The 25,638-nt window shown below is 73.7% G+C and carries 22 protein-coding genes and 1 pseudogene; 11 read left to right on the forward strand and 12 right to left on the reverse strand.

Translation table 11 applies throughout. The annotated features are described in order from the left end of the window. Nucleotides 1-157: 157 nt before the first annotated feature. Entirely contained in the window at nucleotides 158-907 is a 750-nt protein-coding gene (locus tag HZZ00_RS26210; protein WP_180333710.1) for a GntR family transcriptional regulator, read from the reverse strand. 118 nt (nucleotides 908-1,025) lie between these two features. Here HZZ00_RS26210 and HZZ00_RS26215 point away from each other — a divergent pair, with 118 nt between their 5' ends. Next, nucleotides 1,026-2,030: a Gfo/Idh/MocA family oxidoreductase gene (locus tag HZZ00_RS26215; protein WP_180328763.1), complete on the forward strand. Its 1,005-nt coding sequence runs from the start codon at nucleotides 1,026-1,028 to the stop codon at nucleotides 2,028-2,030. Between the two features lie 58 nt (nucleotides 2,031-2,088). Here the strand turns inward: HZZ00_RS26215 and HZZ00_RS26220 are convergent, their stop codons facing one another. The 3 genes from HZZ00_RS26220 to HZZ00_RS26230 form a co-directional block, all read right to left on the reverse strand. Continuing rightward, the gene (locus tag HZZ00_RS26220) at nucleotides 2,089-3,279 is read right to left on the reverse strand and encodes a cytochrome P450 (protein WP_180328764.1); all 1,191 of its coding nucleotides are present in this window, start codon (nucleotides 3,277-3,279) and stop codon (nucleotides 2,089-2,091) included. Between the two features lie 173 nt (nucleotides 3,280-3,452). Further along, nucleotides 3,453-3,887, reverse strand: a complete 435-nt coding sequence (locus tag HZZ00_RS26225; protein ID WP_180328765.1) for a ribonuclease domain-containing protein — start codon at nucleotides 3,885-3,887, stop codon at nucleotides 3,453-3,455. Between the two features lie 174 nt (nucleotides 3,888-4,061). Next, nucleotides 4,062-4,877, reverse strand: coding sequence for an AIM24 family protein (locus HZZ00_RS26230; RefSeq protein ID WP_180328766.1), 816 nt, complete (start codon nucleotides 4,875-4,877; stop codon nucleotides 4,062-4,064). 217 nt (nucleotides 4,878-5,094) lie between these two features. Between HZZ00_RS26230 and HZZ00_RS26235 the strand changes: the two genes are divergently transcribed. Beyond that, complete coding sequence (locus HZZ00_RS26235; protein ID WP_257585354.1) at nucleotides 5,095-6,297, forward strand: hypothetical protein; 1,203 nt, start codon at nucleotides 5,095-5,097, stop codon at nucleotides 6,295-6,297. Between the two features lie 17 nt (nucleotides 6,298-6,314). On the opposite strand, the gene HZZ00_RS26240 is transcribed toward HZZ00_RS26235, so the two are convergent. The 3 genes from HZZ00_RS26240 to allB all read right to left on the reverse strand — a co-directional run bounded on the left by HZZ00_RS26240 (nucleotide 6,315) and on the right by allB (nucleotide 10,555). Further along, nucleotides 6,315-7,643, reverse strand: coding sequence for a globin domain-containing protein (locus tag HZZ00_RS26240; protein ID WP_257585356.1), 1,329 nt, complete (start codon nucleotides 7,641-7,643; stop codon nucleotides 6,315-6,317). A 406-nt stretch (nucleotides 7,644-8,049) separates the two neighbouring features. Beyond that, a complete protein-coding gene (gene alc / locus HZZ00_RS26245) occupies nucleotides 8,050-9,165 on the reverse strand; it encodes an allantoicase (RefSeq protein WP_180328767.1) in 1,116 nt (371 codons plus the stop codon). Between the two features lie 49 nt (nucleotides 9,166-9,214). Beyond that, a complete protein-coding gene (gene allB / locus HZZ00_RS26250; RefSeq protein ID WP_180328768.1) occupies nucleotides 9,215-10,555 on the reverse strand; it encodes an allantoinase AllB in 1,341 nt (446 codons plus the stop codon). A 271-nt stretch (nucleotides 10,556-10,826) separates the two neighbouring features. Between allB and HZZ00_RS26255 the strand changes: the two genes are divergently transcribed. Continuing rightward, nucleotides 10,827-11,621: an IclR family transcriptional regulator gene (locus tag HZZ00_RS26255; RefSeq protein ID WP_180328769.1), complete on the forward strand. Its 795-nt coding sequence runs from the start codon at nucleotides 10,827-10,829 to the stop codon at nucleotides 11,619-11,621. A gap of 125 nt (nucleotides 11,622-11,746) precedes the next feature. On the opposite strand, the pseudogene HZZ00_RS26260 reads toward HZZ00_RS26255, so the two are convergent. Next, nucleotides 11,747-12,034 (reverse strand): annotated as a pseudogene (locus tag HZZ00_RS26260) (DUF5955 family protein); the annotation flags it as partial. Between the two features lie 146 nt (nucleotides 12,035-12,180). On the opposite strand from HZZ00_RS26260, the gene HZZ00_RS26265 reads away from it, so the two are divergent. Together HZZ00_RS26265 and aceB are read left to right on the forward strand one after the other, a co-directional pair. Further along, nucleotides 12,181-12,798 carry an NTP transferase domain-containing protein gene (locus HZZ00_RS26265; RefSeq protein WP_180328770.1) on the forward strand — a complete coding sequence of 206 codons (618 nt, stop codon included), beginning with the start codon at nucleotides 12,181-12,183 and terminating at the stop codon, nucleotides 12,796-12,798. A gap of 184 nt (nucleotides 12,799-12,982) precedes the next feature. Beyond that, nucleotides 12,983-14,608: a malate synthase A gene (aceB, locus tag HZZ00_RS26270; RefSeq protein ID WP_180328771.1), complete on the forward strand. Its 1,626-nt coding sequence runs from the start codon at nucleotides 12,983-12,985 to the stop codon at nucleotides 14,606-14,608. 120 nt (nucleotides 14,609-14,728) lie between these two features. Here aceB and HZZ00_RS26275 read toward each other — a convergent pair whose 3' ends face one another. Further along, nucleotides 14,729-15,643 carry a HipA family kinase gene (locus HZZ00_RS26275; RefSeq protein WP_180328772.1) on the reverse strand — a complete coding sequence of 305 codons (915 nt, stop codon included), beginning with the start codon at nucleotides 15,641-15,643 and terminating at the stop codon, nucleotides 14,729-14,731. Nucleotides 15,644-16,150: 507 nt separating this feature from the next. On the opposite strand from HZZ00_RS26275, the gene HZZ00_RS26280 reads away from it, so the two are divergent. After that, complete coding sequence (locus HZZ00_RS26280) at nucleotides 16,151-16,999, forward strand: CAP domain-containing protein (RefSeq protein WP_180328773.1); 849 nt, start codon at nucleotides 16,151-16,153, stop codon at nucleotides 16,997-16,999. A 20-nt stretch (nucleotides 17,000-17,019) separates the two neighbouring features. Here HZZ00_RS26280 and HZZ00_RS26285 read toward each other — a convergent pair whose 3' ends face one another. After that, on the reverse strand, nucleotides 17,020-18,528 hold the full coding sequence (locus HZZ00_RS26285) for an IucA/IucC family protein (RefSeq protein WP_180328774.1): 1,509 nt from the start codon (nucleotides 18,526-18,528) through the stop codon (nucleotides 17,020-17,022). A gap of 143 nt (nucleotides 18,529-18,671) precedes the next feature. Between HZZ00_RS26285 and HZZ00_RS26290 the strand changes: the two genes are divergently transcribed. The 3 genes from HZZ00_RS26290 to HZZ00_RS26300 are packed head-to-tail and all read left to right on the forward strand — an operon-like array spanning nucleotide 18,672 to nucleotide 22,327. Further along, entirely contained in the window at nucleotides 18,672-20,264 is a 1,593-nt protein-coding gene (locus tag HZZ00_RS26290) for an IucA/IucC family protein (protein ID WP_374028566.1), read from the forward strand. Nucleotides 20,265-20,273: 9 nt separating this feature from the next. After that, a complete protein-coding gene (locus tag HZZ00_RS26295) occupies nucleotides 20,274-21,536 on the forward strand; it encodes a VWA domain-containing protein (protein WP_180328775.1) in 1,263 nt (420 codons plus the stop codon). Beyond that, complete coding sequence (locus HZZ00_RS26300; protein WP_180328776.1) at nucleotides 21,536-22,327, forward strand: hypothetical protein; 792 nt, start codon at nucleotides 21,536-21,538, stop codon at nucleotides 22,325-22,327. Before HZZ00_RS26295 ends, HZZ00_RS26300 begins: the two co-directional genes overlap by 1 nt. A 48-nt stretch (nucleotides 22,328-22,375) precedes the next feature. On the opposite strand, the gene HZZ00_RS26305 is transcribed toward HZZ00_RS26300, so the two are convergent. Then, the gene (locus HZZ00_RS26305; protein WP_180328777.1) at nucleotides 22,376-23,011 is read right to left on the reverse strand and encodes a helix-turn-helix domain-containing protein; all 636 of its coding nucleotides are present in this window, start codon (nucleotides 23,009-23,011) and stop codon (nucleotides 22,376-22,378) included. Nucleotides 23,012-23,092: 81 nt separating this feature from the next. Here HZZ00_RS26305 and HZZ00_RS26310 point away from each other — a divergent pair, with 81 nt between their 5' ends. After that, entirely contained in the window at nucleotides 23,093-24,301 is a 1,209-nt protein-coding gene (locus tag HZZ00_RS26310; protein WP_070025626.1) for a pyridoxal phosphate-dependent aminotransferase, read from the forward strand. On the opposite strand, the gene HZZ00_RS26315 is transcribed toward HZZ00_RS26310, so the two are convergent. Then, nucleotides 24,289-24,783, reverse strand: a complete 495-nt coding sequence (locus tag HZZ00_RS26315) for a GNAT family N-acetyltransferase (RefSeq protein WP_180328778.1) — start codon at nucleotides 24,781-24,783, stop codon at nucleotides 24,289-24,291. The genes HZZ00_RS26310 and HZZ00_RS26315 overlap by 13 nt on opposite strands. 206 nt (nucleotides 24,784-24,989) lie before the next feature. Between HZZ00_RS26315 and HZZ00_RS26320 the strand changes: the two genes are divergently transcribed. Next, a complete protein-coding gene (locus HZZ00_RS26320) occupies nucleotides 24,990-25,586 on the forward strand; it encodes a histidine phosphatase family protein (RefSeq protein ID WP_180328779.1) in 597 nt (198 codons plus the stop codon). Nucleotides 25,587-25,638 lie beyond the last annotated feature (52 nt).

Here is a 25,638-nt window from a genome sequence, read left to right on the forward strand (position 1 = left end):
TGCGTAAGGGGCGGGCGACCTCACCGTCGGCGTGTCCCGGCGGCGACCTCACCAGCCCCAAACACTTCAGTATCGGTCATCGGCCGGGGCAGGAGTGCGGCCGGGGAGGAGATCCCGGTCACCTTGTCCGGACAATGAGACCAACCCTGCGCCGCCGTCAGGGGCGCACGAGCAGCTGGAACTCGAAGGAGTAGCGGGCCGGGCGGTAGGTGTGGTCGCCGAACTCGACCGCGCGCCCGGTGTCGTCGAAGGTGGTCCGCCGCATGGTGAGCAGCGGAGCACCCTCGGCCTCGCCGAGCCGGTCGGCCTCCATGGCGGTGGCGCCCCGGGCGCCGATCGACTGGCGGGCGCTGTGCAGGGTGATCCCGGCGGCATGCATCAGCCGGTACAGGCCGGTCGCCTCCAGCTGGGCCGTGTCCAGGTCGAACAGGCCGGGCGGCAGGTGGTTGACCAGATAGGCCATCGGCTCGTCGTGCGCGAGCCGGAGCCGTTCGACGCGGTGCACGTCGCCGCCCTCGGCGACACCGAGCGCCGCGGCGATCTCCGCGGAGGCCGGGACGACCGTGTTGACCAGGACCCTGGTCGCCGGACGCTGCCCGGCCGCCTCCAGGTCGTCGTAGAGACTGCTCAGTTCCAGCGGGCGCTTGACCTGGCTGTGCACGACCTGGGTGCCGACGCCCCGGCGGCGCACGAGGAGGCCCTTGTCCACGAGGGACTGGATGGCCTGACGGACGGTGGGCCGGGACAGCCCGAGCCGCGCGGCCAGCTCGATCTCGTTGCCCAGGAGGCTGCCGGGAGTCAGGCCCCCGCGCTCGATGGCGGCCTCCAGCTGCTGGGAGAGCTGGAAGTACAACGGCACCGGCGAGCTACGGTCCACACGGAGGTCGAGCGCGACGGTCGGGTCCACAACAGGTTTCGGCACGGGCCCGAGCGTAGCCGCGTGACGGGTTGACGGGAAGTCGTGAAGTCAGGTTGTCCTGACATGTGAATTGACAGGGCACCGGCTCCGCCCCCACTTTGTTCCCATGCGCATCGGCGTCATCGGTACGGGCCGCATCGGCACCCTCCACGCGAACACGCTCAGCCGTCATCGCGAGGTCGGATCGCTGATCCTCACGGACGCCGATCCGGCGCGGGCCCAGCGGCTGGCGCAGCGGCTGGGCGAGACGGCGGCGCCGGGGGTGGACGAGATCTTCCGGTGGGGTGTGGACGCGGTGGTGATCACGACGGCGACCGCGGCGCACGCCGAGCTGATCGGCCGGGCGGCCCGCTCGGGCCTGCCGGTCTTCTGCGAGAAACCGATCGCCCTGGACGTCCCGGGCACGCTCCAGGCGCTCGCCGAGGTGGCGGCGGCCGGGACGGTGCTCCAGATGGGCTTCCAGCGGCGGTTCGACGCGGGATACGCGGGCGCCCGCGAGGCGGTACGGTCCGGGCGGCTCGGCCGGCTGCACACCGTCCGCGCCCTGACCTGCGACCAGTCCCCTCCCCCGGCCGACTGGCTGCCGCTGTCCGGCGGCCTGTTCCGAGACACGCTCATCCATGACTTCGACATCCTGCGCTGGGTGACGGGCCGCGAGGTGACCGACGTCTACGCCACCGGTTCGGACGCCGGTCCCGCGATGTTCCGGGAGGCCGGCGACGTCGGCACGGGGGCGGCGCTGCTCACGCTGGACGACGGCACCCTGGCCACCGCGAGCGCGACCCGGGTGAACGGCGCCGGCTACGACGTCCGCATGGAGCTGGCCGGCGAGCACGACACGGCCGTGGTCGGCCTGGACGACCGAACGCCGCTCGCCTCCACCGAACCGAGCGGACCACCGCCCGCGGACAAGCCCTGGACCGGCTTCCTGGAGCGGTTCGGCCCCGCCTACGAGGCCGAGCTGTGCGCCTTCGTGGACGTGCTGCGCGGCGAGCGGCCCAATCCCTGTGACGGCCGGCAGGCCCTTCAGGCGCTGCGGATCGCCGAGGCCTGCGAGATCTCGCGCCGGGAGCGGCGGGCGGTGGCGCTCGGGGAGGTCCCGGGGGCGTAGGGCCGGAGTGCGGACCGCCGCACGGCGGCGGCTCCCGGTGGTGCCCCCGGGCGCCTCGCTACCAGCGCACCGGCAGGGTGCGCAGGCCGCGCATGAGCATGCCCGGCAGCCACTCGCCGTGGGGGCCGTCCAGGGCGAGTCCCGGGGCGCGTTCCAGCAGGGTGGCGATGGCGGTGCGGCCCTCCAGGCGGGCCAGGGGCGCGCCGAGGCAGTAGTGGATGCCGTGGCCGAAGGCGAGGTGGCCGCGGGTGTCACGGCGGATGTCGAAGCGGTCGGGGGCGGGGAACCGGGCGCCGTCTCGCTGGGCGGCGGTGAGCCCGATCATCACGTGGTCGCCCTGTTCGATCCGCACGCCCCCGATCTCCAGCGGCTCGGCCGCATACCGGAACGTGGCGTTCTCCACCGGGCCCTCCCAGCGCAGGGCCTCCTCCACCACGCCGTCGATCAGGCTCGTGTCGGAGCGCAGGGCGGCGAGTTGGCCGGGGTGGGTGAGCAGCGCGAGGACGCCGTTGCCGATGAGGTTGACCGTGGTCTCGTGTCCGGCGATGAGCAACAGGAAGGCCATGCCGCGCAGTTCCTCGGGCGAGAGCCGGTCGCCGTCCTCGGCGGTGGTGCGGACCAGGTCGCCGAGCAGGTCGCCGGTGGGTCCGGCACAGCGTTTGTCCTCGATCAGTTCGGTGAGGTACTCGCCGAGGCGGACGACCGCCTCGTGCTCCGCTTCGGGGTCGGTCGGGGCGACCACCTGCGAGGAGATCTCGCGGAACTCGGTGCGGTCCATCTCGGGGACGCCGAGCAGTTCGCAGATGACGGTGAGGGGCAGCGGGTAGGCGAGGGAGGCGATGAGGTCGGCCCTGTCGTGCGCCAGCATCTCGTCCAGCAGGTCGTCGGTGATCCGCTGGACGCGCGGGCGCAGTTGCTCGACCCGGCGCATGGTGAAGGCGCGGGTGACGAGGCCGCGCAGCCGGGTGTGCTGCGGCGGGTCGGCGCTCAGCAGGTGCCTGCCGATCAGGTGCTGGTCGACGAAGGTGACGCCGATCTTCGCGCCGTCCTTGGCGAGCCGGGGGTCGGCCAGGGCGGCGCGCGCCTCTTCGTACCCAACGACCAGCCAGGTCTCGTAGCTCGCGTCCGCGCCCGGCGGCCGGACGCGGTGCACGGGTCCGGCCTCGCGCAGCCGGGCGTACACCGGATGCGGGTTCCGGCGGAACGCCTCCCCGTACTCCCCCAGATCGACGGTCTGCCGCCTGTCCATGGCTCCCCTTCCGGACTCCCCACGAGGCCCGCCGGGCGCGTCCCGGTACAGAGGGAACGCGCGCGGGACCGGATCGGTGCCCGTTCTCCGGAGATTTCCGCGCCGGCCCGGACACGACTCGCCCCGCGGCCGATGGGTGGGGTGGGTGGCCGCGGGGCGAGGCTCCGTGTCGGTCAGCAGCCGAAGTCGATCAGGTCGAACGTGGCGTAGTGGTCGGAGGTGTAGTAGTCCTCCTGGTTCTGCTCGCCGGTGACGATGCGGCGGGCACCGCGGGTGGAGGAGCCGGGGGTCTCGACGGTGTACTCGTGGTAGTACCCGGACGGCTGGTCGGGCAGGACGCCCTCGCGGTTGGAGAAGACGGTGCCGTCCTGCGAATACGGGTAGGGACCGCCTTGGGCGATGAGGCCGAGGGTGTCGTCGGCCTCCGGCGGCAGGGCGCTGTGGCAGATGCTGCCGACGGAGGCGGCGGACGCGGGGACGGCATGGGCCGTCGCGGTGGGGAGGGGCACCGCGCCCGCCGTGCCGGCGGAGACGGTGCCGCCCACGAGAAGGGCGGACAGGACTGCGGCTGCGGCGCCGATCCGAGCGGCGCGTGGGGGGATTCGCATGCCGTCATGATGACGCGCGTAGACAAGGACATGTCAACGACACCGTCGAAGATTCCGCCGTCGGTCAACCCGGTTTTTCAGCGAGTTCACCTTCCTCCTCCGGACGGCCACACGAGGCGCACAGGGCGGCCACGGGAGGCACGTTCGAAGGACGCCGGGCGGGGGCGGCGCGGCTCAGCCGGCGTGGGTGGAGAACAGACCGCCGGTCGGGCCCTGCTTGTCGCCGCCCTGGGCCTTCTTCAGGGCGTTGGCCAGACTCTCGATGGTCAGGGACTGGAGGATCACCCGGCCGTTGCCCTCCAGGGTGGCCAGCGACAGGCCCTCGCCGCCGAAGACGGCGTTCATCAGCCCCTGCCGGTTGAGGCCGCCCACCCGCTGCACGCCGTACTGGATGCCCTCCTCGAAGGCGACCACACAGCCGGTGTCCACCTCGATGCGGCCGCCGAAGTCCGCCGGGTTGAGGTCGATGAAGTTGCCCGCGCCCGCGATGATCACCGTGCCGTGCCCGGTGAACTTCTCCAGGACGAAGCCCTCGCCGCCGCTCATGCCGGTACGGCCGCCCGCGAAGGCGATGCCGAACTCGACCGTGGACTCCGCGGCCACGAAGGCGTCCTTCTCGGCGAACCAGGCACGGTTGCCGTCGAGTTCGAGCGCGCGCATCTCCCCCGGGAGGACCCCGGCGAAGCCGACCGTGCCCTGACCGCCCTGGGCGGTGAAGTACTGGAACGCCAGCGATTCGCCGGCCAGCATCCGCTGCCCCACCTGCATCGCGGTGCCCATGGCCTGGCGCAGCAACCCGCCCATGCCGCCGCCCGAACCGCCCTGCTGCTGCCCGCCGCCCCCGGACGGCCCGGACAGCCGGGTCTCCATGGTCACGTTCGTGGTCTTGAACAGGAACTTCCCCGCCTCGCAGTACACGGTCTGCCCGGGGTGCAGGTTGACGACCGCCATCTGCATGGCGTTGCCGACGATCTCTTGCTGAAGGGTCACGCCCGGAAGAACGCGGGAGAGGGGGCGAAGAGTTCCGGCCGGGGCCGGCCGGGCCGCGCGTTCGCCGTCGGCGGACGGGGAGCGGACGGGACGCCAGGGGCGGGCCGCCACCGTCGCCGGGGCCGTTGTCAGTGCCCCGCGTCATGATGCGGGGCAGGTGACGGCCCGTCGTCCGGCAGGGGCTCCGGACGCCGTCGACGGGGTGAGGAGGGGTGCCGTGCGCAGGCCGGTCACAGGAGAGGTGTACGTCCACCACGGCCAGATGTACGTGGAGAGCGATCCGGACGCCCTGGACCCGGCCCCGCACGAGGCGTTCGCGGGCCAGTGCGGGGGGCTGTGCGGGGCCGCGGTCCCGGGTGCGCTCTGGCTGACCACGGGGCTGCACACGGGAGACGTCGGCCTCGACGTGGAGGTCCACGACGAGGCCCCGCCGGTGGACCCGTCCTGGGAGGACGTGGTGGAGGTGTCCTTCCGCCCGCTGTCGCGACGCACCAGGCTGGTGCTGTGGGCGGGCGGATCCGCGTGGGACCTGGGTCTCGCCCGGACCGACTACCGGGTGCGGTACTGCGCCCGGGGCATGGACAAGGGGAGGAGACTGGACACCAGGGGGGCCAAGGAGCCGCGCGCGGACAGCTATCTCCTCCAGTTCTGGCCCGGGCCGCCGGGCCCGGACCAGGTAATCCGCCAGACCTCCCGGGTCGCCGCGTACCGGCACCGCTTCGCGCGCGGACTCCCGCCGCCGCCCGCACCCGAGGAGCGCGCCGAGCGCGAACGCCTGGCCCGCGAGGCGGAGGGACGGGCCGCGGAGGAACGGCGACTGCACCACGAGCGGTGGGAGTGGGGCGGGCGGCTGCCGAGCGGGCGGCTGCGCGCCGTCGGCGGCAACGTCCTCGGTCTGCTCCAATTCGACAGCGACCTGGTGCACGCGCTGGACGCGGCGGGCCCCGGCGTCCAGCGCACGACGGCGGTGCTGGCCGCCCACCGCGCCTGCGAGACGGCGGGCCTGACCGGCGTGCCGTGGGTCGCCCGGGCGCTCACCGCGTTGTCACTGGGCCGGCCGCTGCCACCGCCCTTCGACGACCCCGCCCTGATGCGCGAAACCCTGCGCCATGACCCGCGGGTGCCGGAGCGTTCGGTGCTCGGGGCGGTACCGCCCGAGCGGCCGCCCTACCGCCCACCGGCCCGGGGCGAGTACGACACACCGGTCTTCGTGCACGGCACCACCGGGCCGAGCGGTCGGGGGCCGATCTCGCAGCCGCACTTCGCCCTCCCCGCCGTGCTCGCCGCCGCCGACCCGGCCCCGCTCAGGGCGGCACTGGACGCGGTGTGGCACGCGGTGCACACCTACGGCGAGCACTACCCGCGGCTGCTGGCGGAGGTCCGGTCGGGGATCGCCGGCCCGCTCCCGGGGGACGGCTGACCGCCGACCACCGCCCCTCACCCCTGCGTGATCGCCTCCGGGGCGCCCAGCCGGGGCGCGCGGGACGGCGGGGGCAGGGTGCCGTCGACCGGGTCGTGGTGGATCCGCTCCGGGGGGAGGTTCAGGGCGGCCAGGCTGTAGGCCGTGGCGGTGACCATCATGGGCGGGCCGCTCAGATAGGCGATGTGGCCGGACCAGTCGCCGTGCCGGACGACCGCGTCGGCCACCGAGGCGTCGGCGTCGGCGCCGGGGCCCTCGCCGATCACCGGGACGACGCGCAGCCAGGGGCAGTTCTTCTCCAGCCGGGACAGGGTGGCCGTGTCGTAGAGGTCGTCCAGGCTGCGGGCGCCGACGAACAGGTGGGCGCCGCGGCGCAGGGAGCGCCGGGACAACTCTTCGACCAAGGCGCGGGCGGTGGCCCAGCCGGTGCCGCCGGCCACGATCAGGACGTCGCGCGAGGGGTCGTTGTCCAGGGTCATGGTGCCCTGGGCGGGCCCGAGGCGGAGCGGGTCGCCGACGCGGGTGCGGCCCACCAGCGCGTCGCTGACCCCGCCGGGCCCGGTGCGGCGAATGTGGAACTCCAGTTCACCGTCCTGGCGGGGCGCACAGGCGATGGAGTACGGCCGCCAGGTGAGGGGCAGCAGCGGGCTCTGGATGCGGGTGTACTGCCCGGCCTGGTAGGGAAACGGTTCCGCGGTGTGGACGCGGAGCACCGCGAGGTCGGGGCCGCGCAGTTCGTGGGCGGTCACCGTGCCGTTCCAGTACGGCGGTTCGGCCAGCGCCCCGGCCGCGCCGTCGACCATGGCCGCGACCGCGAACCGGAGCATGCGCAGCCACGCCTGCTCCATCTCCTCCGTCCAGCGCTCGCCCGCGCTGCGGCGCAGGCCCTCGGCGAGCGCGTGCTCGAACACCTCGAAGTGCACCGGCTGGACGCCCAGTTTGCGGTGGTCGCGGCCCAGCCGGGCGCAGAACTCGGTCACTTCCGCCGGCCGGTCGAGGTGTTCGATCAGGTACCAGAAGGCCCGCTCCAGATGGACCCGCTGGAACTCCATGGAGTCCGGGAAGAGCGACCGCAGATACGGGTGCCGCTCGAACATGGCGTCGTAGAGGTGGCCGATGAGACCGGCGAACGGGGTCACCAGCGGCAGGTGGCGGGTGATGATCCGCTGGTCGGCCGCGCCGTCGTACGACCGCGCGAACTCCTGGTGCGCACCGGCCCGCGGGTGTCCCGGGCCCGGATCGGGCCGGCCGGTCGGGGACAGGAGCCGCTGGCGCAGGCGCATCGCGTCCCGCCGGGCGAGGAGCGCGTGGTACTCGTCGTGCGCGTCGCTTCTGGTGCTGTTCACGGGCTGGCTCTCTCCCTGCGGTACGTCGCGCGCCGCCGTCCCGTTCCCGGCCCCCGTCGCCCGGCGGTCGTCGGCGCGCTCTTTCGGCGCCGTCTTCGCGTGGACCGCCCGGGCGGCCGTGGTCACGGTCGCCCGTGCGACGTCGCGTCGGCGCGGGCGAGTCCGCCGCCGGCCGGAGCCGATGGCGGTGGACCGTGTCCCACGACGCCGGTGGTCCGGCCGGAAGACGCGCCAGTATTGCACCGCGGGCCGGGTGCCGTCCGGCCCTGGCCGACAGGGCCGTTCGGCCCTGTTCACCCCCGCCACCAGCTGGTTTTCTACGGGGTGCGGCACGCACCGTGGACAGCGCGAGGGGCGGGCCTCCGCCTCCCCGCGGTGCCCGCCCCTCGATCCGGGTGACGATCGCTCAGCCACCCAGTTCCTGGTGGCGCGCGGCCAGCCGGGCCGCGCCGGACTCCGTCGGCGAGCCGTACAGGCGCAGCCGGGAGATGCCGCCGTCGGGGTAGATGTCGATGCGGGCGTGGGTGCCCACCGCCGGGTCCGGCAGGACGAACCGGTGGTTGGTGTCGGGCTGGAGGCGGGTGCGGGGCAGGATCTCGCGCCACTCGCCGTCCTCGCCGTCGCGCACCGAGACCGACGCCCAGCCGGCGCTGTTGCCCTTGAGGTACGCGGTGTCGATCTCCAGGGCGCGGATCTGGGACTGGGTGACGAGCCGGTAGCGGATCCAGTCGTTGCCCCGGTCGCGGCGGCGGCGGGTCTCCCATCCGTCGTCCATCTTGCGGGAGCGGCCGGGCTGGATGGTGTTGGTGGCCGGGGAGTAGAAGAGGTCGGAGGCGTCCTCGACCCGGCCGCCGTTCTCCAGCGCGACGACGTCGAAGGTGCCGAGCGCCGCCAGCCATGCGGGGTCCGGGGCGACTTCGCCGTACACCCGCAGGCGGGCGATGCCGCCGTCGGGGTGCTGGTTGACGCGGACATGAGTGAAGCGCTGTTCCACGGACACGGCGAAGCCGTTCGCGGCGTGGCCGCCGACGGGCGTGCGCGGCACCAGGGTCGTCCACTTGACGTCGCCGGAGAGGAGTTCCTCGGGCGCGGGCGAGCCCGGGACCGAGGCGGCCTGGACGGAGACGGCCTGCGGGTAGTTGCCTCGGAAGTGGGCGGTGTCCACGACGACCCCGCGGATCACTCCGGGGGCGCCGAGGCGGACGAGGGCCCAGTCGTGGTCCTCGTCGGCGGGCCAGGGGTCCTGCGGGCCGGTGCCGCGCCGGCGGCGGGTCTCCCAGCCGTCCATGATCTTGCCCTTGTGGCCGAAGTGCTCGGGGTCGAACTCGGCGCGCTCGGGCACCAGCAGGTTCTCCCGCTGGGCGAAGAACTCGTCGTTGGCGGCGACGACACCGGCGCCGAGGCGCCGGTCGGCGAGGTTGGCGTGCCGGGTGAAGGGGAAGTCGGCGGTGCGGTAGTCCGCGTACGGGTCACCGCCTCCGTAGGGGTTCGCGTCGCCGGTGAAGCCTGAAGTCGCCGTCACGGTGATCAGTGGTTCCTTTCGGGAGTCGGCCGGGCGGATGCGGTGGTGCTCACCGGGGGCGGTCGAGCAGCGTGCCCCGCGGCGGGGTGAATTCGCCGTCGGCGTAGACGCGCCGTCCGCGCAGCCAGGTGGATTTGACGACGCCGTGCAGGGTCCTGCCGGCGTAGGCGGTGACCCGGTTGCGGTGCTGGAGGCCGGCCGGGTCGACGGTGAAGGTCTCGTCGGGCGCGAGGACCGCGAAGTCGGCGTCGCGGCCCGGGGCGATGGCGCCCTTGCGGCCGTCGAGGCCGGCGAGGGCGGCGGTGCGCGCGGACATCCAGGTGACCACGTCTTCGAGGGTGTGGCCGCGCCTGCGCGCCTCGGTCCAGACGGCGGAGAGGCTGAGCTGGAGCCCGGAGATGCCGCCCCACGCGGTGGCGAAGTCGGCGGTCTTCAGGTCGGCGGTGGAGGGCGAGTGGTCGGTGACGACGCAGTCGATGGTGCCGTCGGCCAGCGCCTCCCACAGCAGGTCCTGGTTGGCGGCCTCGCGGATGGGCGGGCAGCACTTGAACTCGCTTGCGCCGTCGGGGACTTCCTCGGCGGTGAGGGTGAGGTAGTGCGGGCAGGTCTCCACGGTCATCCGGACGCCCTCGGCGCGCGCGGCGCGGATCAGCGGCAGGGCGTCGCCGGAGGACAGGTGGAGCACGTGCACCCGGGCGCCGAGCCGGCGGGCCTGCGCGATCAGGGCGGCGATGGCGGTGTCCTCGGCGTCGCGCGGGCGGGAGGCGAGGAAGTCGGCGTAGCGCGGGCCGCCGTGCTGCGGGGCGGCGGCGAGGTGGTGCGGGTCCTCGGCGTGCACGATGAGCAGGCCGTCGAAGCCGGCGATCTCCGCGAGGGAGACGGCGAGTCGCTCCTGGTCGAGGTGCGGGAACTCGTCCACGCCGGACGGGGAGAGGAAGGCCTTGAAGCCGAACACACCGGCCTCGTGCAGGGGCCGCAGGTCCTTGACGTTGTCCGGCAGGGCGCCGCCCCAGAAGCCGACGTCGATGTGCGCCTTGTCCCGGGCCACGTCCCGCTTGATCCGCAGGTGTTCGACGGTGGTGGTCGGCGGGAGGGAGTTGAGCGGCATGTCGATGAGTGTGGTGATGCCGCCGGCCGCCGCGGCCCGGGTGGCGGTCCAGAACCCCTCCCACTCGGCGCGGCCCGGATCGTTGACGTGCACGTGGGTGTCGATCAGTCCGGGCAGCAGCACGTGGTCGCCGACGTCCTCGACGCGCGCGCCGGCCGGGACCTGGGCGTCGTACGGCAGTACGGCCGTGATCGTCCCCGCGGAGACGGCGACCGTGGCGGCCCGCGTCCCTTCGGGGGTGATGACGCGCGTCGAGCGCAGCACCAGTTCAGCGTCGGACACCCGAACCCCTCTCTGTATCGCCGTCTCACACCAGGGAAACAGGACGTACAGCCATGAAACGGATTTCAACGTTCTGTTGAAGGAGTCTTCACTTCCCCTCCCGCGCCGTCAAGAGGCGGGCGCGCCGCGGCGGACAGGGGCAGGTGGTACTGGACGTTTCCACAAAGCGGAATTACTATTCCAGTAAGCAGAATGTAGCTACGCACAAGCGGGGAGTCAACCGTCCGCCGGGTAGGCTGCTGCCCTCCGTCCGCCCCGAAAGGAACGCGCCGTGCCGACGTCCAGCGCCAGCACCCCCGACTCCGCCAAGTCCGCCGGCGGTGGCGGGGTCCAGTCCCTTGAGCGCGCCTTCGACCTGCTGGAACGGATGGCGGACGCGGGTGGCGAGGTCGGCCTCAGCGAACTGTCCGCGACCAGCGGGCTGCCGCTGCCCACCATCCACCGGCTGATGCGCACGCTGGTGGCCTGCGGCTATGTGCGCCAGCAGCCCAACCGGCGCTATGCGCTCGGCCCCCGGCTGATCCGACTGGGCGAGTCCGCCTCCCGGCTGCTCGGCACCTGGGCCCGGCCGTATCTGGCCCGCCTGGTGGAGGAGACCGGCGAGACGGCGAACATGGCGCTGCTGGACGGCGACGAGGTCGTGTACGTGGCCCAGGTGCCGTCCAAGCACTCGATGCGGATGTTCACCGAGGTGGGACGGCGGGTGCTGCCGCACTCGACGGGAGTGGGCAAGGCGCTGCTGTCCGCGGTGCCGGACGACGAGGTGCGGGCGCTGCTGACCCGGACGGGGATGCCCGCGGCGACGGACAAGACCATCACCACGCCGGAGGAGTACCTCACCGCGCTGGCCGAGGTGCGCCGGCAGGGGTACGCCGTGGACGACAACGAGCAGGAGATCGGCGTGCGGTGCCTCGCGGTCTGCGTGCCGGAGTCCCCGACGGCCGCGGCGATCTCCATCTCCGGGCCGGCCGGGCGGGTCACCGACGCGGCGACCGAGAAGATCGTGCCGGTGTTGCAGCAGGTGGCCGTGGAGCTGTCCCAGGCCCTGGCGAGTTCGGGCGCGTGACGCCCGCGGCTCCGGGGCCGCTACCGGGGGGCGTCGGTCGACCGGCCGGCGGCCGCGGGCCCGTGGCGGTCGCCCGCGCGGCTCGCCGCACCCCCGGGCCGGGACCCCTGCGCCCGGTGCGCCGTCTGCCCGAAAAGATCCACCGCGTCCCTGACCTCCCGTAAGGGGCGGGCCAGGGCGCTCATCGACCCGATGGCACCGGCGACGAGCAGCAGGCAGCCGCGCAGGCGGGGTATCTCCGGGGAGCCCTCGGCGGCCATCGCGGCGAGCGCGGCCAGTTCCTCCTCGGCTATCGCCCGGTCGGGAAAGTCCGCGCGCAGCGCGGCCAGTTCGCGGCGCAGGCGGGCCACCGCCCCCCGCAGTTCCGTCACCCTCGGGTCCTCGTCGCTGCCGGTCACCGGCCTCTGCCCCAAGCTCCGCAAAGCAGCCCTCCCCAGGCATGCCACGCCGTCGTGCGCGGGCCAGTAAACGCCACCGGACCTGGCGAGCGCCACAGGGCGTACCGAAATTCAGCCCAAGGACACCGGCCGGCCGGTCCGCCGTCGGGTATGCAGGACCCATGACGGACATCCAGGACCACAGGGAGCGGGGCGGGGAGGTCGCCGGACTGCTGCTGGCCGCGGGGGGCGGCCGGCGGCTCGGCGGGCGACCGAAGGCGCTGCTGGAGCACCGGGGGCGCCCCCTGGTCGAGCACGCGGCGGGGGTGCTTCGGACGGCCGGGCTGGGGCGGATCCACATCGTGCTGGGCGCACGGGCACCGGAGGTCCGCGAGCGGGCCGCGCTGGACGGCTGTGTACTGGTGGACAACCCGGAATGGGCCGAGGGCATGGGCTCCTCGCTGCGCGCGGGTCTGGCCTCGCTCGCCCGGACGGACGCACGGGCGGCGCTGGTCTGCCTGGTCGACCAGCCGGGCATCACCGCGGCGGCGGTGGCGCGGGTGCTGCGTGCGTACGAGGACGGGGACTCGCTGGTCTCGGCCGCGTACGACGGGGTGCGCGGGCATCCGGTGCTGTTCGGCGCGGCGCACTGGGCGGGCATCAGCGCGGCCGCCACCGGGGACCAGGGGGCCCGCGCCTACCTGAAGGCCCGCGCGGACGCCGTCCGGCTGGTGGAGTGCGCGGACGTGGCGGAGCCGTACGACATCGACACCGAGGCCGATCTGAGCCACCTTGAGTGAGCGGGGTGGCACCGAGCGCCACCTTGCCTCGACCCTGAGATTCTCGACATCAACAGACCATTGAAGTTCCACGATGAGGAAACTAGTATCCACTGATCAGAAGCACTCGGCCGCACAACGGGTGCGATTCGTCCTGTTCGTGCCCTTGGGCACGTGGTGCCACCGCTGAAGGAAGTGACAGCTCATGTCCGCACCAGCGCCGTCCCCGCTGGCCATCGTCGACGCCGAGCCCCTGCCCCGGCAGGAGGAGGTCCTCACGGACGCGGCGCTCGCCTTCGTGGCGGAGCTGCACCGGCGGTTCACCCCGCGCCGTGACGAACTCCTGGCCCGCCGGGCCGAGCGCCGCGCCGAGATCGCCCGCACCTCCACCCTCGACTTCCTCCCGGAGACCGCCGCGATCCGCGCGGACGACTCCTGGCGGGTCGCTCCGGCCCCGGCCGCGCTGAACGACCGGCGCGTCGAGATCACCGGCCCCACCGACCGCAAGATGACGATCAACGCGCTGAACTCGGGCGCGCGGGTCTGGCTCGCCGACTTCGAGGACGCCTCCGCGCCCACCTGGGAGAACGTCGTCCTCGGCCAGCTGAACCTGATCGACGCGTACACCCGCTCCATCGACTTCACCGACCCCCGGTCCGGGAAGTCGTACGCGCTGCGACCGGCCGAGGAGCTGGCGACCGTCGTCATGCGGCCCCGCGGCTGGCACCTGGACGAGCGGCACCTCGCCGACGCCGACGGCCGCAAGGTCCCCGGCGCCCTCGTGGACTTCGGCCTGTACTTCTTCCACAACGCGCAGCGGCTGCTGGACCTCGGCAAGGGCCCGTACTTCTACCTGCCGAAGACGGAGTCGCACCTCGAAGCGCGGCTGTGGAACGACGTGTTCGTGTTCGCGCAGGACTACGTGGGCGTTCCGCAGGGCACCATCCGCGCCACCGTGCTGATCGAGACCATCACGGCCGCGTACGAGATGGAGGAGATCCTCTACGAACTGCGCGACCACGCCTCCGGGTTGAACGCGGGGCGCTGGGACTACCTGTTCTCCATCGTGAAGAACTTCCGTGACGGCGGCGCCAGGTTCGTACTGCCGGACCGCAACGCCGTCACGATGACGGCCCCGTTCATGCGGGCCTACACCGAACTCCTCGTGCGCACCTGCCACAAGCGCGGCGCGCACGCGATCGGCGGCATGGCGGCCTTCATCCCCTCCCGCCGGGACGCGGAGGTCAACAAGGTGGCCTTCGAGAAGGTCCGCGCCGACAAGGACCGCGAGGCGAACGACGGTTTCGACGGCTCCTGGGTGGCCCACCCCGACCTGGTGCCGATCGCCATGGAGTCCTTCGACCGGGTCCTCGGTGACAAGCCCAACCAGAAGGACCGGCTGCGCGAGGACGTGCACGTCGAGGCCGCGGACCTGATCGCCATCGACTCGCTGGACGCGAAGCCGACGTACGCGGGGCTGGTCAACGCCGTGCAGGTCGGCATCCGTTACATCGAGGCGTGGCTGCGCGGGCTGGGCGCGGTCGCCATCTTCAACCTGATGGAGGACGCCGCCACCGCCGAGATCTCCCGCTCCCAGATCTGGCAGTGGATCAACGCGGGCGTCGAGTTCGAGAACGGCGACAAGGCGACGCCCGAGCTGGCCCGCAAGGTCGCCGCCGAGGAACTCGACCACATCCGCGAGGAGATCGGCGAGGAGGCCTTCCGCGCCGGGCACTGGCAGGAGGCGCACGACCTGCTGCTGAAGGTGTCCCTGGACGAGGACTACGCCGACTTCCTCACCCTGCCGGCGTACGAGCAGCTCAAGGGCTGACCCGCAGGGGTGCCCTCGGGGGCCGCCCCGGGGGCGCCCCTTCCGCCCACCCCCGGGATCTTTCCCGGGGGGCGCCCGTACGCCCCCGGACATCCGCCCGTCTCCCTCAGGGGCCTTCCCTCAGCGCAGGTGGACCGCGCCGTCGTGTTCCACGGCCGGTTTGCCGTGCAGATCGGGGACCTGCTTCAGCCAGTCCGGGCGGCCCGCCTGGGTCCGCGCCGCGCGGGCCGCCTCCTCGGCCGCCAGCTGCTCACGGCTCGGGAAGTCGGTGGGCAGCCACTCGGCCGACAGCCGGACGCGGGCCAGGAGGTAGTCGACGTAGGCGTCCCGGACGTCGTCGGGCCCGGCGAACCCGGCGTCCTCGGCCAGCCAGGCGTCCGGCACCTGCGCGACGATCGACCGCAGCAGTTCCCCGGTGACGCGCGGGGCGAGTTCGGCGTCGGCGGCGCGGACGTCGGGGCCGTAGTGGCCGAGGGCGTGGTGGCGGAAGTCGTACCGCTTGCCCGGGGCCGTGGTGTCCCAGCGGTGGTGGAAGACCAGGGCGGCTCCGTGGTCGATGAGCCACAGGCGCGGCGGTACGGTGCCGAGCGTGGGCCAGACCATCAGGTTGGAGCTGTGCACGGTGCGGTCGACGTTGACGGTCAGCGCGTCCAGCCACACGACGCGGCCGGCCTCCAGCGGGTCCACCGGGAAGGTGCGGGCGACCTCCGGGGTGAAGTCGCGGGCGCCGGGCAGGTAGTCCATGCCGAGGTTGACGCCCGCGCTCGCGCTGTGCAGATCGCGCACCTCCTGGTGCGGTTCGGAGTCGGCGACGGCCGGGTCGAAGTGCACGAGCACCAGCTCGGGGAAGCGCAGCCCGAGCGCCCGCGCGAGCTCCCCGACGATCACCTCCGCGACCAGCGCCTTGTGTCCCTGCGCGGACGCGGTGAACTTCACGACGTACGTCCCCAGATCGTCTCCCTCGACGATCCCGGGGACCGAACCACCGGAATGCAGGGGCTCGATATAGCGGGTCGCGGTGACCTCTCTCAGCATTTTCCGAGGCCCCACGGCTTGTTCGCTTTAAATTCCACGGCTCGCTCCCACGGGCTGCAATCCAGGGCAACCAAGTGAGCATAGTAACCAGGGCTGCTTCGCCGCACATTCGGGCAAAGTCGTCCGAGTGCGGGCCGAGCGGTCGCCGGAGCGCACGGAGGGTCTCGCAGTGACATCCGTCACTGCCCCCACGACCACTAAGCGGGTCGGTTAGTAGACGGCCCGCCGGTGACATACGGGATTTGTCCGTCTTGACCATGAGGCGGGGCGCCTCCCGGAGAGTGGATCTCCCCGGGCCCGGCGCCGACCTCTCCTCGCGTGCGGGGCCGCTGTCCTGACGGAGCGCCGGGTGCCATGTGAACGTCGCGTTCGCGAAGTCAGCACTTCCCGGCCCGCCTGACAAGAGCCCCACGCCGCTACGACCCGAGGTAGTAGCGACGCCCTTTGCGGTCCTTGTGGGGCCGTGCCGAGACTGGGCGCTCGGCGATCACCGAGCGAGGTTCTTCTATGGGCAAGCACCGTAAGACGCAGTACTTCCGGCGGATGGTCATCGGCGCCGTCGCGGTCGGCGCGGTGGGCGTGCCGTCCGTCGCCCTGGCCTGTTCCGACTGGCCGTCCGGCACGGCGGACCCGGCCACCACCGCCGCCACCGTCGGCGCCCCCGCGGCCCTGGCGAACACACCCGTGCAAACGAGCACCGCCACGTCGACGGCCACGCCCGCACCGGCGGGCATACCCCGGCAGCGGACCCACCACGCCCACCACCGCAGCGGCACCGCCGCGGCGCCCGCGTCGTCCCGCGCCCTCGTCCCGCACCCTGGGTCCGCGCCCGAGAGCGCGGCCGTCCATCCGGTGAAGACGGCCGTCGCCACCGCCGACGCGGTCGCCCCGACGCCCGCCGGCCCCGCCCCGGCCACCCCGGCGCCCGCCGCCCCCACCGCGTCCGCGGCCGCCCCTTCGAGTTCCGCCGGCACCGCGTCCGGCGTGGCCGCGCGCATCGTGCAGCTGGTCAACTCCGAACGCGCGCAGGCGGGTTGCCAGCCGCTGACGCTCAACCCGCAGCTGACCGAGGCCGCGCAGCAGCACAGCGCGGACATGGCCGCCCACCAGAACATGTCGCACACCGGCTCCGACGGCTCCGACCCGGGCACCCGCATCACGCGGGCCGGGTACACCTGGAGCGCGTACGGCGAGAACGTCGCCTACGGCTACGCCACCGCCGACGAGGTGATGGCGGGCTGGATGAACAGCCCCGGCCACCGGGCCAACATCCTCGACTGCGGCTTCCGGGAGATCGGCGTCGGGCTCGCGCAGCCCGGCAGTTACTGGACCCAGGACTTCGGCACCGGCCGCTGAGTGCCGGCGGCGGCCGCCACTCAGCGGCCGCCGGCCAGCGGGTTCGGCAGCGGCAGATACCGGGCGTCCGCGCCGTCCGCGCCGGTCCACCGCAGCAGCAGATTGGTCTTGCCGGGCAGGGTGGGTGAGGCGAGCAGGGCGGGGATCTCGGGCAGGTCGTGCCGGACCAGTTCGCGGCGGACGGCCGGCCAGGGGTCGTAGCCGGGCCGGTGCTCGGCCAGGGCGCCGGCGATCTCCATGAGGTGGTTGACGACCAGGCAGTAGACCAGCCGCCGCCAGCCGGCGGCACGCGTCACGTCCGGGAGCAGCTTGACCCCCTCCGCGTCGCGGAACAGCGCCTGCACGGGCGTACCGGAGGCGTCCACGGCGACGAGGGTGTTCTGCAGGTGCGCCTCCAGGACGACCCCGTGCTCGCCGAACGCGGTCAGGGCGGGCGGCACGACCTGCCGCAGATACGCCTCCCACCAGGCCGCCGGGTCGGCCGCGGCGGCGAGCGGGCTGCCGTCGAAGCCCTCGGCCAGCCCCGCGGCGAGCAGCGGCACCGCGCCCGGCAGCAGATGCCCGCGCAGCCCGTCGCGGACCACCACGGCCAGTTCCTCGTAGGCGAACGACGCCGTGCGGTGACCGCGGTCGGCGAGCCACGCGGCGGGCCCGCCCATCGCTGCGAAGGCGTGCCCGGCGGCGGTGTCGGTACGGCGCAGCCGGCTCAGGTCGTGGCGCCACAGGCGGCGGATGTCGTTGGTGATGCGGACGTCCAGGCTGAACTTCAGGAACAGGTCGCGGCGGGGTTCGTAGAGCGTGCGGACCGCCGCCGTCGGCCAGGCGGTGAAGGCGGTGGGACCGAGCCGGAGCAGCCGGCCGTCGGCGAAGGCGGGGGCGAGGGTGTCGGCGACCAGGTCGAGCTGCCAGGGGTGCGCGGGCAGCAGCCGGTAGCCGGGCGGGGCGGCGCCCAGGGCGTCCAGGGCGCGGGTGTCGCCCTCCTCGGCGACCTGGTCCTCGCGGACGGCCAGCAGCACCAGCGGGAACCGGGCGTGTGCCTCGGGCGCGTACGGCAGCCAGGACGTGACCGGGCCGCCGCCGCGCGCCTTGGGCGCCGGGTGGTAGGGGTGGCCGGTGACGAGGGACTGCTCGGAGCGCAGATAGGGGTCCGCCGGCGGGGTCGCGCCGGCGCGGGCGGCGAGCAGGGCCGCGACCGCCTCGCGGCTGTCGATCATCTCGGCGGGCAGGTCGCCGCCCGCGGACCCGGTGTGCCGGCGCAGTTCCTCGGCGACCAGCTTCACCAGTTCGGGATGGCCGACGGGGTGCCAGCCGCCGGCCGTACGCACCTCGGGGTCGGCGGGGCGCCGGCCGGGGCGCACGCGCAGCAGCCGCCCGGTGCCGGGCAGCCGGTACGTCGGCGGCTCGCCGGGGCGGCCGGGCAGCGGCTCGGCCACTTCGCGGATCAGGCAGTTGAGCAGGGGGGCGGCCGCATGCGCGTCGGCACGCCGGCCGACGGCGGCTGCGGGGGGATTGAGGTCCACGCGGTCCATTCGTTCTTCGGTGGGGGGTGGTCTCCGGCGTCCCGGGCGGGGGCCGGGGCGTTTGCGGTGGGCCGGGAGCGATCAGTATGGCTTCGTCCCCGACCATGGTGTCGTGGTCCGTCCTGACCATGGTGCCGTTGTCCGTACCGACCATGGTGCCCTGTGCCGCCGCGATCGAGGAGCCGACCGTGTCCCACTCCCCCACCGCCGAGGCCGAGGTCGCGGCGGAGCTGGCCGCCCTGCGGCCCGGGCTGCTGCCCCGGTACGAGGCGGAGCTGCCGGGTGCCCGTGCGGCCGTGCTGACCCGGCTGTGGCGGGGGTTCGCGCACGAACCGCTGCCGTGGATCACGGGCCGGACGCGCGGGAGGCACGGCCTGGCCCTGCGGCTGGCCGACGGCCGCAGACTGCACGGGCCGCACGCGGACCCGTACGCCACCGGCGCCCACGTCGCCGCCGTACGGCTGGGCACGCAGCGGTACGACGACCCGGCGCGCCTCATGTCCGCCCTCGCGGCCGGTGGCGGCTGGGGGCCCGGAGCCGCCGGTTTCGCGGTGGAGCTGGGGCACAGCGTGGCCTCGCTGGCGCTGTCCCGGGCCGGTGCGGATCACCCGGAGGAGTGGCCGGTGGGGGGCTTCCCGGCCGAGGGCCCCGAGCGGGAGTGGGAGTGGGAGCAACGGGTGGTCGACGGGCACCCGTTCCATCCCAGCTGCCGTTCCCGGCCCGGGTTCTCGGTGGCGGAGCAGCTGGCGTACGGCCCGGAGCACGGTCCGGTGGTGCGGCTCGGCACGGTGTCCGTGCCCGCCGACGAGACCTTGCTGACCGGTCGGTGGCCGGAGGAACTGCGTGACGGGGGGCGGCTGTTGGTGCCGGTGCACCCGTGGCAGGCGGCGCATGTGCTGGAGCGGCCGTACGAGGAGTGGCGGCCCGCGCATCCGCTGATGTCCCTGCGGACGCTGGCCCTCGCCGACGGCCCGCATGTGAAGACGGCGTTGAGCGCCCGGCTGACGTCCTCGGTGCGGGACATCTCGCCGTACTCGGTCGAGGCGGCGGCCACGCTGTCCGCGTTCGCGGAGGAACTGGCGGGCCGCACCGGCGGGTTGCTGCACATCACCCGCACCCTGGGTGCCGTCGCCGCCGGGTCCGCCGAACTGGCCGCGCTGCTGCGGGAGTCGCCCGAGCGGTACGCGCGGCCCGGGGAGCGGGTGCTGCCGGTGGCCGCGCTGGCCACCACCGCGCTGCCGCGGGACCCCGCCTGGCTGGCCGGGTTCGTCCGGCTGGCGCTCACCGTCGGACTGGGCCTGCTGGACCTCGGGGTGGCCCTGGAGGCGCACGGCCAGAACCTGCTGGTGGTGCTGGCGGCCGACGGCAGCCCGCGGCGGCTGGTCTACCGCGATCTGGCCGACATCCGGATCAGCCCCGTCCGGCTGGCCCGGCACGGCATCGCGCCGCCCGCCCTCTCCGGCCGGCTGATCGACGACGACGAAACCGCCCTGCGCCGCAAGCTGTTCGGCTCCCTGGTGGCGGGCTCCCTGGCGGCCGTGGCGGGTTCGGGCCCGGCGCTCGGGGCGGCGCTGGCGGCCGTCGTACCGGACCTTCCGGACACGCCCGACCTCGCGTTCCTGCGCCACGGACCGGTCCCGGCCAAGGCGCTGACGCTGATGCGGTTGTCCCCGCGGACACCCGGTGACCAGTGGACCTCCCTGCCCCACCCGCTCGTTTTGGAGCCCGGTACGGTTGATCAATAGGATCCGTCGATGATCAGAAGACAACGGCTGGCGGCGGGAGTGTGCGCTCTGCTCGCCGCCCTGACGGCCGGGCTCGCGTTCCCGACCGCGGCGGCCGCCGACGAGACGGAGCAGCCCGCTCCGAAGGTCGAACTGGTGCTGGATGTCAGCGGATCCATGCGGACCCGGGACATCGACGGCGGTACCCGGATGGCGGCGGCGAAGCAGGCGTTCGACGACGTCCTCGACGCGACCCCGCAGGACGTCGAGCTCGGCATCCGCACGCTCGGCGCCAACTACCACGGAAACGACCGCCAGGAGGGCTGCAAGGACACCGCGCAGCTGTACCCGGTCGGCCCGCTGAACCGGACCGACGCCAAGACGGCGGTGGCGACGCTGGTGCCGACCGGCTGGACGCCGATCGGGCCCGCGCTGCTGAAGGCGGCGGGCGACCTCGACGGGGGCGACGGCACCCGCCGTATCGTGCTGATCAGCGATGGCGAGGACACCTGCCAGCCGCTGGACCCGTGCGAGGTGGCCCGGGAGATAGCCGCCAAGGGCATCGGCCTGACCATCGACACCCTCGGCCTGGTGCCGGACGCCAAGACCCGGGACCAGCTCAGCTGCATCGCCGACGCGACCGGCGGCACGTACACCTCCGTGCAGCACAAGGAGGAACTGACCGACCGGGTCGGGCAGTTGGTGCACCGGGCGGCCGATCCGGTGGTGACGCCGGTGGCCGCCTCGGGCGCGGAGCGGTGCGAGAAGGCGCCGACGCTGAAGTCCGGTCTGTACACGGACCGCGTGGAGTTCGGGCAGCAGCGCTGGTACCGGGTCGACGTCGACCCGGGCAAGGAGCTGCGCGCCTCGGTGAGCGTGGCGGACGACCGGGCCGTGAACCCCTCCTACGGGGTGCTGCTGCGGGCGGTGACCCTGAAGGGCCGCGAGATCGTCCGCGGCGAGGCGGCCGGTACCGGGCGCACCGACGCGATCTCCACCGGTCTGCGCTACCCGAAGGCCGCGAGCGACGACGACAACGCGCCCGCGGAGACGGTGTGCCTGGAGGTCACCCACTCCTTCTCGGCGCCCGCGGGCGTGAAGAGCACGCCGGGTCTGCCGCTGGAGCTGACCGTGGACGTGGTGGACGGCCCGGCCAGGGCCCATGACGTGGCCGCGTTCGGTCTCGGGCGCGGCTGGTGGCTGCTGGGCACGCTCGTGGTGATCGGCTTCGTCGCGGGTCTGCTGTGGGGCTGGCTGTCGCGCTGGCGGGTCGCGATCTGGAGGACGAACTGATGCGATGCAGACATGTGCTGGGCGCCGCGCTGCTGGCGCTCGGGCTGGCCGCAGGGCCGGCCGCCGCGGACTCCTCGCCTTCCCCCGGCGCCTCCGACGGCTCCGGCGGCGCGCCCACGCAGGCGGGCACGTCGTTCCGTACGGCGACGGAGATCCAGCAGGGGCAGCAGGCCACCGCGTCCGGGTCCACCGGTGACTACATGTACTGGTCGTTCCCGGCCGACACCGGGCAGCGGCCGACGGTCAGGGCGAGCGTGAAGCTGCCGCAGTCGCACGGGTCCGAGACCTGGCAGCTCGATGTGTACGACGGGCTGCGGCGCCGGCAGTCCTGCCAGTACGGCGCGTCCTCCCGGACCGCCGGACAGGGCGTCTCGTCGGTCGAGCTGGCCTGTGTGATGCGTACCGTGCGCGGCTGGGCCGAGCCGTGGGCCAACGACCCGCTGCCGGGCACGTACTACGTCCGGCTGACGGTCGTGGACCTCGGGGCGGCGGATCTCGGGCAGCCGGTGAACGCCGAGGTGCGCGTCGACTCCAAGGACATCGGGGGCGCGGCGGCGGTCGACGGCTCCCTCGGCAAGCCGCTCGTGCCCGGCATCGCCGCCAAGTCCGATGCGCAGGACGACGGTTCGCGGCACCCGGTGCTGTCCAGCTTCGGTTCCAAGGACGGCTGGTCCTCGGGCTGGTGGTCCGACCGCTGGGTCTGGACGGCGATCGGCGGTGTGCTCGCCGCGCTGGCCGGCGTCGGCGGGTACGCGCTGACGCGGGGCTCAGGGCGACCGCGCGACCTGTGACACGCCGTTGAGAAGGCCCGCCACCTCGTCGTGGCGGGCCTTCTCGCTTCACGCCTCCCGCAGCGCCTTGGCGATGGCCCCCTCCCCCGTCACCGTGACCCGCCCCGTGCGCACCGCGTCCGCGAGCGACAGACGTCCCTGCGCGACGGCCTCGCAGGTCGCCGTGTCGAAGGTGAGGCGGGCGTCCGGATCGCGGGGGGCGGGGCCGTCGCCGTACACCGGGCCGTCCTCCCCGGCCTGCGTGCCCGCCCGCACATGGAAGTCGCCCGACTCCAGGTGGACTTCGACCAGTCCCTCGCCCTCCAGCGCGCGGAGCAGGGGCAGGGCGAACCAGTGGGCGCGGACCGCGTCGGTGGGGCGGCGGGCGTCGAGTTCGGGTTCGCCCCAGGCGCCGAGGGCCTGGAGGACGGGGAGCAACGCGCTTCCCCGCGCGGTGAGTTCGTAGACCGTGGCCGCGCCGGGCGGGGGCAGGCGGCGGCGCGTGGCGAGGCCGTCGCGCTCCATGTCCTTGAGGCGGGAGGCGAGGACGTCCGTGCTCACGCCGGGCAGGTCCGCGTGCAGATCCGTGTAGCGGCGGGGGCCGGCGAGCAACTCCCGGACGATCAGCAGGGTCCAGCGGTCGCCGACGAGGTCGAGCGCGCGGGCTGCGGAACAGTACTGGTCGTAGCTTCGGCGAGGTGGCATGCGACGCAGTCTAGACGCGTTGTTGGACTTTCCAAGCTCCTGCTTGGTAAAACCAAGTAACACGAGTTCCCGGAGGGACGCATGGAGTTCCGGCAGTCGAACAAGCTCAGCGAGGTCTGTTACGAGATCCGCGGCCCGGTGATCGAGCACGCCAACGCCCTGGAGGAGGCGGGGCACAGCGTGCTGCGCCTGAACACCGGCAACCCCGCGGCCTTCGGCTTCGAGGCGCCGGACGAGATCCTCCAGGACATGATCCGGATGCTGCCGCAGGCGCACGGCTACACGGACTCCCGCGGCATCCTCTCCGCCCGCCGCGCGGTCGCCCAGCGCTACCAGAACCTCGGTCTCGACGTCGACGTCGACGACGTCTACCTGGGCAACGGCGTCTCGGAGCTGGTCTCCATGGCGGTACAGGCCCTGGTCGAGGACGGCGACGAGATCCTCATCCCCGCACCGGACTTCCCGCTGTGGACCGCCGTCACCACCCTGGCCGGCGGCAAGGCGGTGCACTACCTCTGCGACGAGCAGGCGGAATGGAACCCCGATCTCGCCGACATGGCGTCGAAGATCACCGACCGCACCAAGGCCGTCGTCATCATCAACCCCAACAACCCGACGGGCGCGGTGTATCCGAAGGAGGTCGTGGAGGGCATCCTCGACCTCGCCCGCCGCCACGGCCTCATGGTGTTCGCCGACGAGATCTACGACCAGATCCTCTACGACGACGCCGTGCACCACTCGGCCGCCGCGCTCGCCCCCGACCTGGTCGTCCTCACCTTCTGCGGGCTGTCCAAGACCTACCGGGTCGCGGGCTTCCGCTCCGGCTGGCTGGTCGTCACCGGGCCCCGGCAGCACGCGAAGGACTACCTGGAGGGCCTGACCATGCTGGCCTCCATGCGGCTGTGCGCCAACGCGCCCGCGCAGTACGCCATCCAGGCCGCGCTCGGCGGCCGCCAGTCCATCCGCGAACTCGCCGCGCCCGGCGGGCGGTTGTACGAGCAGCGCACCGTCGCCTGGGAGAAGCTCAACGAGATCCCCGGGGTGTCCTGCGTCAAGCCCAAGGGCGCCCTGTACGCGTTCCCCCGCCTCGACCCCAAGGTGCACCGCATCCACGACGACGAGAAGTTCGTCCTGGACCTGCTGCTGCGCGAGAAGATCCAGGTCGTCCAGGGCACCGGCTTCAACTGGCCCTCGCCCGACCACTTCCGCATCCTCACCCTGCCCCAGGCCGACGACCTGGAGGCGGCGATCGGCCGGATCGGGCGCTTCCTCGGGAGCTACCGGCAGTAGCGGACCTCCCGCACGGCCACCCCGTCGTAGTCCTCGGTGCGCACCGCGCCGTCGGCGGTGTACCCGGCGCGCTCGTAGAAGCGCCGGGCCCGCGTGTTCCCGGCCAGGACCCACAGCGCGAGCGGGTCCAGGCCGTGGGCGTGCGCATGGGCGTGCGCCGCGTCGAGCAGGGCCCGGCCGACGCCGGTCCCGATGCGGGAGGGGCGCACGTAGAGGGCGTACACCTCGCCTCCCTCCCGGTGGGCAGGGCCCACGCAGGCCCAGCCCGCCACCGTGCCGCGGGCGTCGACGGCGACCAGGTCGGCCCCGCTTCCGCCGGGCCGCTCCAGGCGCCCCCGCAGCCGTCCGGCGTCCTCCTCGACCGACATCCGGTCCAGGAAGGACGCGGGCAGCAGCCCGGCGTAGGCGGCCCGCCAGCCGGCCACCCGTATCTCCGCCACGGCCGTGACATCGGCCGCCGTCATCGTTCGTACCGTCACCATCCGCGCCACCGTACGCACCCGGTCCCCGTCGCGCCCGCGATTTAACGGCCCGCCCCGGCCGGCAGCGCGGGGCGCGACGGGCCGCCCCCGGCACACCACCGCCCGCGCCTGCGCGCGGCTCCCCGCCGGGCGGGCGCGGGTACGGAGAACGGCCGACTGGCGCAGTCCGTCCTGCAGGCCGCCCTGCCCTGTGGCACCGTGCCCGCATGGGTGACCTCCTTCTCGTCCGGCACGGTGAGACCGAGTGGTCGCGGTCCGGCCGGCACACCGGCCGCACCGACGTGCCCCTCACCGAGCACGGCCGCGAGGAAGCGCGCCGGCTGGTGCCGCTGATCCGCTCGTACCGGATCGGCGCGGCGTTCGTCAGCCCCCTGCGGCGGGCCCGTGAGACCGCCGAGCTGATCGGCCTGCGCGGCGCCCGGGTGGACGCCGATCTGTGCGAGTGGGACTACGGCGGCTACGAGGGCGTCACCACCGCGGACATCCAGCGCACCCGGCCCGGCTGGTTCCTGTTCACCGACGGGGTCGCGCCCGGGCCGCCGGAGCATCCGGGCGAGAGCCCGCGGCAGGTCGGGGAGCGCGCCGACCGGATGCTGGCCAAGGTCGACGACGCCCTGGCCGGCGTCGAGGGCGCCGTCGTGCTGGTCGCCCACGGCCACTTCCTGCGGGTGCTGACCGCCCGCCGGCTGGGTCTGGCGGCCGAGCACGGCGCGCTCTTCCAGCTCGCCACCGGCACGCTGTGCCGCCTCGGCACCGAGCACGACCGGCCGGTGGTCGCGGGCTGGAACCTGCTGCCCGGCTGAGCGGCCCCGGCTCGTTGTCGGACCCCGGTCGTACGCTTCGAGGAAGCCGCCG

The organism is Streptomyces sp. NEAU-sy36 (assembly GCF_013423905.1).
Taxonomy (GTDB): domain Bacteria; phylum Actinomycetota; class Actinomycetes; order Streptomycetales; family Streptomycetaceae; genus Streptomyces; species Streptomyces misionensis.

Excerpts from the sequence above, each read along its gene's own strand:
- HZZ00_RS26315 (WP_180328778.1), bottom strand. The coding sequence starts at position 24,783 with ATGGTGACGGTACGAACGATGACGGCGGCCGATGTCACGGCCGTGGCG.
- HZZ00_RS26320 (WP_180328779.1), top strand. The coding sequence starts at position 24,990 with ATGGGTGACCTCCTTCTCGTCCGGCACGGTGAGACCGAGTGGTCGCGG.
- HZZ00_RS26310 (WP_070025626.1), top strand. The coding sequence starts at position 23,093 with ATGGAGTTCCGGCAGTCGAACAAGCTCAGCGAGGTCTGTTACGAGATC.
- HZZ00_RS26285 (WP_180328774.1), bottom strand. The coding sequence starts at position 18,528 with ATGGACCGCGTGGACCTCAATCCCCCCGCAGCCGCCGTCGGCCGGCGT.
- HZZ00_RS26265 (WP_180328770.1), top strand. The coding sequence starts at position 12,181 with ATGACGGACATCCAGGACCACAGGGAGCGGGGCGGGGAGGTCGCCGGA.
- HZZ00_RS26280 (WP_180328773.1), top strand. The coding sequence starts at position 16,151 with ATGGGCAAGCACCGTAAGACGCAGTACTTCCGGCGGATGGTCATCGGC.
- HZZ00_RS26305 (WP_180328777.1), bottom strand. The coding sequence starts at position 23,011 with ATGCCACCTCGCCGAAGCTACGACCAGTACTGTTCCGCAGCCCGCGCG.
- aceB (WP_180328771.1), top strand. The coding sequence starts at position 12,983 with ATGTCCGCACCAGCGCCGTCCCCGCTGGCCATCGTCGACGCCGAGCCC.
- HZZ00_RS26220 (WP_180328764.1), bottom strand. The coding sequence starts at position 3,279 with ATGGACAGGCGGCAGACCGTCGATCTGGGGGAGTACGGGGAGGCGTTC.
- HZZ00_RS26295 (WP_180328775.1), top strand. The coding sequence starts at position 20,274 with ATGATCAGAAGACAACGGCTGGCGGCGGGAGTGTGCGCTCTGCTCGCC.
- HZZ00_RS26215 (WP_180328763.1), top strand. The coding sequence starts at position 1,026 with ATGCGCATCGGCGTCATCGGTACGGGCCGCATCGGCACCCTCCACGCG.
- HZZ00_RS26300 (WP_180328776.1), top strand. The coding sequence starts at position 21,536 with ATGCGATGCAGACATGTGCTGGGCGCCGCGCTGCTGGCGCTCGGGCTG.
- HZZ00_RS26275 (WP_180328772.1), bottom strand. The coding sequence starts at position 15,643 with ATGCTGAGAGAGGTCACCGCGACCCGCTATATCGAGCCCCTGCATTCC.
- HZZ00_RS26225 (WP_180328765.1), bottom strand. The coding sequence starts at position 3,887 with ATGCGAATCCCCCCACGCGCCGCTCGGATCGGCGCCGCAGCCGCAGTC.
- HZZ00_RS26290 (WP_374028566.1), top strand. The coding sequence starts at position 18,672 with ATGGTGCCCTGTGCCGCCGCGATCGAGGAGCCGACCGTGTCCCACTCC.